General features: G+C 37.6%; 6 protein-coding genes. All 6 read right to left on the bottom strand.

The window, feature by feature from the left end:
- Nucleotides 1-61: 61 nt before the first annotated feature.
- The 6 genes from C406_RS0113420 to C406_RS0113395 all read right to left on the bottom strand — a co-directional run bounded on the left by C406_RS0113420 (nucleotide 62) and on the right by C406_RS0113395 (nucleotide 7,734).
- Nucleotides 62-955, bottom strand: coding sequence for an ABC transporter permease (locus tag C406_RS0113420; protein WP_017381158.1), 894 nt, complete (start codon nucleotides 953-955; stop codon nucleotides 62-64).
- Between the two features lie 17 nt (nucleotides 956-972).
- Nucleotides 973-1,977, bottom strand: a complete 1,005-nt coding sequence (locus tag C406_RS0113415; RefSeq protein WP_017381157.1) for an ABC transporter permease — start codon at nucleotides 1,975-1,977, stop codon at nucleotides 973-975.
- A gap of 240 nt (nucleotides 1,978-2,217) precedes the next feature.
- Nucleotides 2,218-3,831, bottom strand: coding sequence for an ABC transporter substrate-binding protein (locus C406_RS0113410; protein WP_017381156.1), 1,614 nt, complete (start codon nucleotides 3,829-3,831; stop codon nucleotides 2,218-2,220).
- Between the two features lie 24 nt (nucleotides 3,832-3,855).
- Nucleotides 3,856-4,839: an ABC transporter ATP-binding protein gene (locus C406_RS0113405; RefSeq protein ID WP_017381155.1), complete on the bottom strand. Its 984-nt coding sequence runs from the start codon at nucleotides 4,837-4,839 to the stop codon at nucleotides 3,856-3,858.
- Complete coding sequence (locus C406_RS0113400; RefSeq protein ID WP_017381154.1) at nucleotides 4,814-5,833, bottom strand: ABC transporter ATP-binding protein; 1,020 nt, start codon at nucleotides 5,831-5,833, stop codon at nucleotides 4,814-4,816. The genes C406_RS0113405 and C406_RS0113400 overlap by 26 nt, the downstream gene beginning before the upstream one ends.
- 149 nt (nucleotides 5,834-5,982) lie before the next feature.
- The gene (locus C406_RS0113395) at nucleotides 5,983-7,734 is read right to left on the bottom strand and encodes an ABC transporter ATP-binding protein (protein ID WP_017381153.1); all 1,752 of its coding nucleotides are present in this window, start codon (nucleotides 7,732-7,734) and stop codon (nucleotides 5,983-5,985) included.
- Nucleotides 7,735-7,772: the final 38 nt, after the last annotated feature.

The following is a 7,772-nucleotide window of genomic DNA, read 5'->3' as shown; positions in this document are numbered from 1 at the left end:
ACTTGAGTTGACAATTTACATTTAAAAAAGAAGCCATCTTTAAAAGACGGCTTCCATTTTACTAACTTTTCATTCGAGGATCTAGAGCATCACGCAAACCGTCGCCCATTAAGTTAAAGCCTAATACCGTTACCATAATTGCAAGACCTGGGAAAATCATCGTCCAGGGTGCGTTTATGAAATTCACTCGGGCATCTGCTAGCATTTTTCCCCATTCAGGAGTTGGTGCTTGTGCACCTAGCCCTAGGAATCCAAGTGCAGCCGCTTCAATAATTGCTGTTGCAATGGCAAGTGTACCTTGCACTATTACAGGGGACATAGAGTTTGGCAAGATATGCGAGAACAAGATTCGAATATCTTTCATACCGATAGCTTTTGCTGATGTAATATATTCTTCTTCTTTTATGCTCAAAACTTTAGATCGAATTAGGCGACCAAAGTTTGGTATGTTAATAATCGCAATAGCGATTAAAGCATTTTGTAGAGATGGTCCTAATACCGAAACAACTGCAATAGCTAGTAAAATACTTGGGAAAGCGAGCATAATATCAAAAATTCGCGAAATGATAGTATCTACCCATTTGCCATAATATCCTGCAACAATCCCTAGAATACTACCAAACACTAATGATCCGATAACTGAAAAGAATCCAACCCATAATGAAATACGAGCTCCATGAATAATACGAGATAAAATATCTCGACCAAAGTCGTCTGTTCCTAACCAATGGGCACTAGATGGTTTTAATAAACGATTTGATAATAATTGTTCGTTAATGCCTTGCGGTGCTATCCAAGGCCCAATGAATGCCACGATGATAAAGAATAGAACAATCCCAGCTCCCACAACGGCTACTTTACTTTTCTTAAAGCCTCGCCACGCTTCGTGCCAAGGGCCTGCTACTTTATCTGTTTGTGGAGCTACATCTGGTTGTTTAGGCGCCAATTTGGACATGTTGAGATTCCTCCTTCTTAATCATATTTAATTCGCGGATCAATTAAGCTGTACAGCACATCAATAACTAAGTTAATCATCACGAAAATGAATGCTACTACTAGAATTCCAGATTGAATAACAGGATAATCACGGAAGTTAATAGCCTCATAAATGTAACGTCCTACTCCTGGCCATCCAAAGATTGTTTCTGTTAAAATCGCTCCTCCAAGAAGCATACCCATTTGAAGACCGATAATTGTTAACACTGGAATAATAGCATTTTTCAATGCATGTTTGTAGACTACCCAAAACATTTTTTGTCCCTTCGCTCGAGCTGTACGAACGTAATCTGAACGCATAACTTCAAGCATACTAGAACGCGTCATACGTGCAATGATTGCCATCGGTATAGTTGCGAGTGCAATACCAGGCAATACTAGATGTTTTAATACCGTACTAAGTTGATCAAATCTACCTTGCAAAATGGTATCGAGAACGTATAAGTTGGTAATTGATTCGACAGGGGTACGCACTTCTTCACGACCTGTCGTTGGCAGGATGCCTAGTTCAATACCAAAAATGTATTGAAGCATTAATCCTAACCAGAAGATAGGCATAGATACACCCACTAATGCTAAAATCATAGCCGTATAATCAAACCATGAATTTTGAAACCATGCAGAAATGATACCTGCATTTACCCCTACAATAATGGCTATTAATATAGCAAATAAAGATAGTTCAAAAGTAGCTGCTAAATATCCCCAAATTTCATCAGAGACAGGATTCATTGTACGCATTGATTCACCAAGATCGCCTTTAAAAAGGCCCATTAAGTAATCAAAGTATTGAATATACCAAGGGTTATCTAATCCGAGTTTTGTTCGAAGTGCAAGAATAGCTGATTCTGATGCTTGTTGTCCTAAAATAACTTGAGCTGGATCACCCGGAATCGCACGAATAATCATGAAAACAACAAATGTCATGCCTAATAACACTGGTATTAATTGCCATAGTCTTTTCCCGATATAGTGAAGCATTTTCTTCACCTCTCCATCTGATGCAGTATATAAGAAATGCGTAGCGAGCTCCTTGGGATACACGAACGCAACAAGATTTGAAACGGAAAACGTGATTCCACTTGAAATCTGAAGCTTATGTGCAGCCTGTCTCGCAAAGCTAGACATTAAAATATGTAAGCTATTATCGCTATACCTTATTTTCATTAATTAAAAAAAATGGAGAGAAATCTTGAAGACCTCTCTCCATCAGTCAGTTTTTTACTTGAAGTCTACTTTATTTAATCTATCAGATCCTGTTGGATGTGGTGTAAAGTTTACCAAATCTGCGGTACCTGCAAGAAGTGGTGTAGAGTGTGCAAGCGGTACCCAAGGTGCTTCTTCGAAAATGATTTCTTGAGCTTGAGCGTAAAGTTCATTTCGTTTGTCTTCATCAACTTCTGATTGTGCAGCAATTAAGATTTCGTGTACTTCGTCATTGCTGTAGTAAGCATAGTTATTGCTTCCGATGTTGTCTTTATCAAGCAAAGTGTAAAGGAAGTTATCGGCATCACCATTATCGCCAGTCCAACCTAACATGAAGGCATCTGCTTCACCATTTTTAGTTTTCTCTAAATATGTTGCCCATTCATAAGAAACGATTTTCGCTTTAATGCCAATGTCAGCTAGGTTTTTTTGAATAACTTCTGCCACTTTAGTGCCATCAGGCATATATGGTCTCGGAACTGGCATTGCCCATAGTTCCATTTCAAAGCCATCTTCTAGACCAGCTTCTTTAAGAAGTGCTTTTGCTTTTTCAGGATCATATTCATATCCTGCAATATCATCGTTATAACCACTGATTGATGGTGGCATTGGGTTTTTAGCAATTTCAGCTCCACCGTTAAAGAAAGCATCGATGATTGACTGTTTATCAATTGCGTGGTTCACAGCTTGTCGAACTTTCACATCATCAAACGGAGGACGTGTATTCGTTAAACCTAAGTACCCTACATTCATTGATGGACGTTCAAATAATTGTAATTTAGCATTATCTGTTACTGTTTTACTGTCTGTTGGATTTACTCCATCAGCTAAATCAATTTCACCTGTAGACAAAGCATTCAAACGTGCTGAGTTATCAGGAATTGCACGGAAAATAACTTTATCTAATTTTGGTAATTCTTGATCCCAATAATCAGCGTTTTTATCAATAGTTATTGAATCATTTTTCTTCCATTCAGCAAATGTAAATGGACCTGTACCTACTGGATTATCTCCAAATTTATCGCCAGACTCCTCAAATGCTGTTGGGCTAGCAATTGCGAACGGGCTCATTGCAATGTTTTTCAAGAATGGAGATTGTGGTCGTTTCAACTCGAAAATAACTGTATAATCCCCTTCTGCTGTTACAGACTTGATAACATGGGATTCATCGTCTTTAAAACCGCCGAACATAGAAGCGTAGTATGGGAATTGGTCTTCAGTTCCGCTGCTCCAACGTTCGAAGTTTTTCACTACTGCTTCTGCATTAAAGTCAGTGCCATCATGGAATTTCACACCTTCACGTAATGTAAATGTGTAAGTAAGTCCGTCTTCAGACGGTTCCCATTTTGTTGCAAGACCTTCGTTAATTGTTGTATCTTGCTCACCAAAGTTTAGTAAGGTTTCAAACAAGTTTTGTGTTACTTTAAATGATTCTCCATCAGTTGCTCTTGCTGGGTCTAGAGATACAGAGTCTCCACCACGACCAAATACTAAGATCTTCGGCTCTGAACTTTCTCCGTCTTCTCCGTCTTTATCGCCATCTGATGAATCAGATGAACAAGCTGCTAGAATCGTAGAGAACACTAACATAACTAAAACAGCAAGTAACCATAATTTCTTTTTACTCAAATTGACCCCTCCTACTATTTTTTATCAATGTTGCACTTTGTCACCATAAAGATGACAGGCAACAGAATGACCTGGTTCAACTTCTTCTAACTTTGGAACGATTTTTGTACACACATCCATTTTATACGGACAGCGCGTGTGGAATGTACACCCAGAAGGTGGATTTGCAGGGCTTGGAATATCCCCTGTAATCAAGATTTGTTCTCTTACAAAATTCGGGTCCGGAACCGGAACAGCAGACAATAAAGCCTGTGTATAGGGGTGGAGAGGCTTACCATACAGCATCTCACTTTCTGCAAGCTCGACTATTTTACCAAGATACATTACCCCAACTCGGTCACTTATATGACGCACCACACCTAAATCATGCGCAATAAATATATACGTAAGATCAAATTCTTTTTGCAAATCTTGCATTAAATTTAACACTTGAGCCTGAATAGAAACGTCTAGTGCTGAAACAGGCTCATCTGCGATTATGAGTTTAGGATTTGTCATAAGTGCTCTTGCAATTCCAATACGCTGTCGTTGCCCACCACTAAATTGGTGAGGGTAGCGTTTCGCATGATAGCTACTTAGTCCAACAATTTCTAAAAACTCATGGACTTTCTTTTTTCTCGATTTCGAATCACCAATCCCGTGTACAATTAAAGGTTCTTCTAAAATCTTTTCAATTGTATGTCGAGGATTTAAAGAAGCATATGGATCTTGAAAGACCATTTGAATTTCACGACGTGCTTTTCGCATATCGTCATTGGAAATGCTTGTAAGGTCTTTGCCGTCGAATACGACTCGTCCTTCAGTCGGTTCTAGCAATCTCATAAGCATACGACCAGTTGTAGATTTTCCGCATCCAGATTCACCAACAATCCCCAATGTTTCACCTTTATTTACATAAAAAGAAACATCGTCAACAGCTTTCACATGTCCAGAAACTCGACTAAGTATTCCTTTTCGAATCGGAAAATATTTTTTTAGTCCTTCAACTTTCAACAAGGGTTCTATCACGATCGGACACCTCCTGATCTTCGTACAAGAAGCATCTTGTCTTTTGTACAGATGACGTTTGATACAATTCTGGATTCTCTGTTAAACATTTATCAAATGCAAATTCACAACGTGCAGCAAAACGACAACCAGTTTTAATAGAACCTGGTTTTGGTACGCTACCTGGAATCGAATACAGTCGATCTTTTTTAAAACGCATATCCGGTACAGATTGTAGCAATCCTTTTGTATATGGATGTTGAGGGTTTTTGAAAATTGTTTGTACTGGACCTTCTTCAACAATTTTCCCCGCATACATGACGACTACTCTTTCACAAATTTGTGCCACAACACCAAGGTCATGTGTGATCAAAAGAACAGCTGTATTTAAACGATCATTTAAATCTTTCATTAATGCTAAAATTTGAGCTTGAATCGTTACATCAAGAGCTGTTGTAGGTTCATCTGCGATTAAAACTTTTGGATCACACACAAGTGCCATTGCAATCATGACACGTTGTCTCATCCCGCCCGATAGTTGATGAGGATATTCTTTCATCATTTCGTCAGCACGAGGAAGGCCTACTAATGTCAACATTTCAATTGCACGATTTCTCGATTGCTTTTTCGACCAATCCTTTTTATGGATAACAATTGCTTCCATCAATTGACTGCCAATTGTAAACAAAGGATTTAAAGATGTCATTGGCTCTTGAAAAATCATAGCCACATCGTTTCCTCTTACTTTACGCATCTCTTTATCACTTAGTTTAGATAAATCTTTATCTTCGAACAGAATTTCTCCACCTGTAATTTTTCCTGGCGGGCTTGGTACTAGACCCATTATGGATAAAGATGTAACACTTTTCCCACAACCAGATTCACCAACGATTCCTAGAACTTCTCCTTCGTGTACAGTAAAGTCAATATTATCTACTGCAGGAATCTCACCGTCATCTGTGAAAAAGGTTGTTTGCAAACCTTTTACTTGAAGAATCGCTTTACGTTTACTCATGATGATCCTCCTCTTACGTAACCGATTATTATTTCAGAACATTCTATATGTTTCTTATTATACAAATAATAATTATAATTGCAATAGTTTTTTTATAAGTCCTACTTCTTTTATACGAAAAAAGGTTATCCATTTAAGGATAACCTTTTTTAATCCATATCTAGTTGTTGAACTTGAAATAGATTGTAATAAATACCTTTAGATTCTATTAACTCATTATGCGTTCCTTGTTCTTTTAATTCACCATGATCAATAACAAAGATTTGATTGGCATGTGTAATTGTTGATAGTCGATGTGCGACAATAATCGTTGTGCGATTATGCGCTAAACGCTCTAAAGAGTCTTGAATTAAGGCTTCACTCTCTAAATCAAGAGCTGAAGTTGCTTCATCTAATACTAAAATAGGAGGATTTTTTAGAAACACTCGTGCGATAGCCACACGCTGTTTTTGACCACCTGAAAGTTTAACGCCACGTTCGCCTACTTTTGTGTCATAACCCTCTGGAAGCGCAACAATAAATTCATGTGCACTGGCAGCTTTCGCCGCTTCAATTACTTCGTTTTCCGTAGCATCTGGTCGTCCCATTAATATATTTTCTTTCACAGAATCACTAAATAGTATATTATCTTGCAATACTATTCCAATCTGTTCACGTAAAGATTTTATTTTTACATCCTTAATGTCTACGTCATCAATTTTAACTGATCCGCTCGTCGCATCATAGAAACGAGGAATCATACTGATAATGGTTGATTTCCCTCCACCACTCATTCCTACAAAGGCAACAGTTTGCCCAGGTTCAACCGTGAAATTCATATTATTTAAGACTAAATTATTTTCTTCTTCATATTGGAAAGAGACATGATCAAATTGCAGCTTGCCTTTAATTGCTGGCATATTCTTGGCATTTGGTTCATCTTTTACATCATATTTTTCATCCATTAATTCAAACACTCGGTCCATTGATGCGTATGCTTGCGTTAATGTCGTTGAAGAGTTAACTAATCGTCTCAAAGGACTATAAAGTCGTTCGATATATGCAATAAATGCTACCATCGTTCCTACTGTTAAGTTTCCAATAATTACTTGATACCCTGCATACGCAATAACCAATAGTGGTGCGACATCCGTGATGGTGTTAACAACTGCAAATGCTTTTGCGTTCCATTTTGTATGATCTATTGCTTTATCTAAGAATTCGCTATTTGCTTTATCAAAAATTCGTTGTTCATGTTTTTCTAATGTGAAACTTTTAATAATACTCATCCCTTGTACACGTTCATGCAAATAACTTTGAACACTAGCAAGTGCTTGGGATCTTTTCCGAGTTAAATCTCGTAAGCGTCCAAAGAAGTATTTAACACTAAATGCATAGAATGGAAATGCAAGCAATGTTACTAACGTTAATGGAACGTCCATTGTAAGCATGATGGCAACCGCAATCAAAATAGTTGCTAAGTCTAGCCATAAATTCATTAACCCGATCATCACAAAGTTTTTAGTTTGTTCTACATCGTTTATGACACGAGAAATGACTTCTCCCACTCTCGTATTTGAATAAAACCGTAAACTTAGTCGTTGTAGATGGCCGTACAACTCTTGTCTTATGTCGTATAATATTTTGTTACTTACTAGCTGCGCATAGTATTGTCGATAATATTCAATCGGGGGTCTAACCAGAAAGAACACTAGCGCTGTTCCACCTAACCAATAAAATAACTGACTTGTTTTCTCTGCATCAGTCAATGTCTCAGCACCTATTATATCGTCAATGACGATTTTAATTAATAAAGGAATAAATAATGGAATGGCAAATTTCAAAATTCCAATCGCAACAGTAAGAACAATTTGCCATGTATATGGTTTAACAAACTTCATATATCTTTTGGTGCTACTCATACATTTCTCTTCCTTTCCAAATGAAAAACCTGTTGGGA

This window comes from Paenisporosarcina sp. TG-14, assembly GCF_000297555.1.
Lineage (GTDB): Bacteria > Bacillota > Bacilli > Bacillales_A > Planococcaceae > Paenisporosarcina > Paenisporosarcina antarctica.
Note: the sequence above shows the minus strand (reverse complement) of the source record. Positions and strands in the feature narration are given on the sequence as shown.